1 protein-coding gene is annotated in these 1,098 nt (G+C 68.9%); it reads left to right on the top strand.

Annotated elements, in window-relative coordinates:
* Positions 1–665: hypothetical protein (locus IEY93_RS37495; RefSeq protein ID WP_229691831.1), on the top strand; the 665-nt coding region annotated here is incomplete at its 5' end.
* Between the last annotated feature and the right edge of the window lie 433 nt (positions 666–1,098).

The raw sequence follows: 1,098 nt of genomic DNA, 5'->3' as shown, positions 1-1,098 counted from the left end.
GCCGCCAAGCTGACATCGACGCCTGGCTCGCTGACGTCCGCCGCGCCGATGCCACGCGCGCCTTCTGGTCCTGGGCCACCAAAACCCGGCACCTCCCACCCTTGGACATCCCCACCCGAATCACCTCGCAGCCATCACAGTTCACGCCCGACGATCACCGATGGGCGCTCGCCCGGCGCATGCTCCACGACGAGGCCATCCCCACCACCGACCGCGTCGCCGCCCTCCTCGTCCTGCTGTTCGCCCAACAGGTCTCCAAGATCAGCCGCCTCACTACAAGCGACCTCCACCACACCCCCGGCGGCACCACCGAACTAACCCTCGGCCCGACCAGCGTCGTCCTGCCCGATCCGCTCGCCGACCTGATCAATCAGCTGCCCACCCCACGCGCCGACCGGACCGCCCACCACCTCCACGACGACACCTGGCTGTTCCCTGGCCGCCACCCCGGCAAGCCCCTCCACCCCACCAGCCTCGCCCGCCGCCTCACCACCCTCGGCATCGACGCCCGCCCCGACCGCAACGCCGCCCTCCTGGACTACGCCCGCCAACTCCCCCCACCCGTCATCGGCCGCCTCCTCGGACTGGCACCAGGGACAGCCGACCGCTGGGCCACCCTCGCCGGCGGCAAATGGGCCCGCTACACCCCACCCTTCCAGCGCTGACCCGCGACCACCTGGGCGTCATAACAAGCCGGCACCACGACCAGATGACCCGCTGGATCCGCTACCTCAACACCGAAGACGACACCTGGACCCACATCGAGCTCGACGACCAACAGTGGGCCACCCGGCAAGTCGACCTCCACGGCCCCGACCAGTGACCCGTCACCGCCGCCGCCCTCAACGACCTCATCCATCTCCGGGAACGAGCACGGCATCCAAGGCTTCCAGTCCTACGAACGCCGCTACGGCACCCTCGCCGAAGAAAGCCTCGACGGCTGGCAGAACGCCGAGCACGCCGCCGAGATCACCCACCAGGAGTTCGAAGCCCTCTGGGTCAGGGCCAGGCACCACCTCGACGAACGGGGCTAACAGGCCAGATCACCCAGGGCTCCGCCTGGAATTCCCACGTTCTGAATAAGACTCTCCGCCACTA

Origin of the sequence: Sphaerisporangium melleum, assembly GCF_014646695.1 — a bacterium.
GTDB classification, from domain to species: domain Bacteria; phylum Actinomycetota; class Actinomycetes; order Streptosporangiales; family Streptosporangiaceae; genus Sphaerisporangium; species Sphaerisporangium melleum.
The sequence above is the reverse complement of the archived record's forward strand: the minus strand, read 5'-3'. Positions and strand labels throughout refer to the sequence as shown.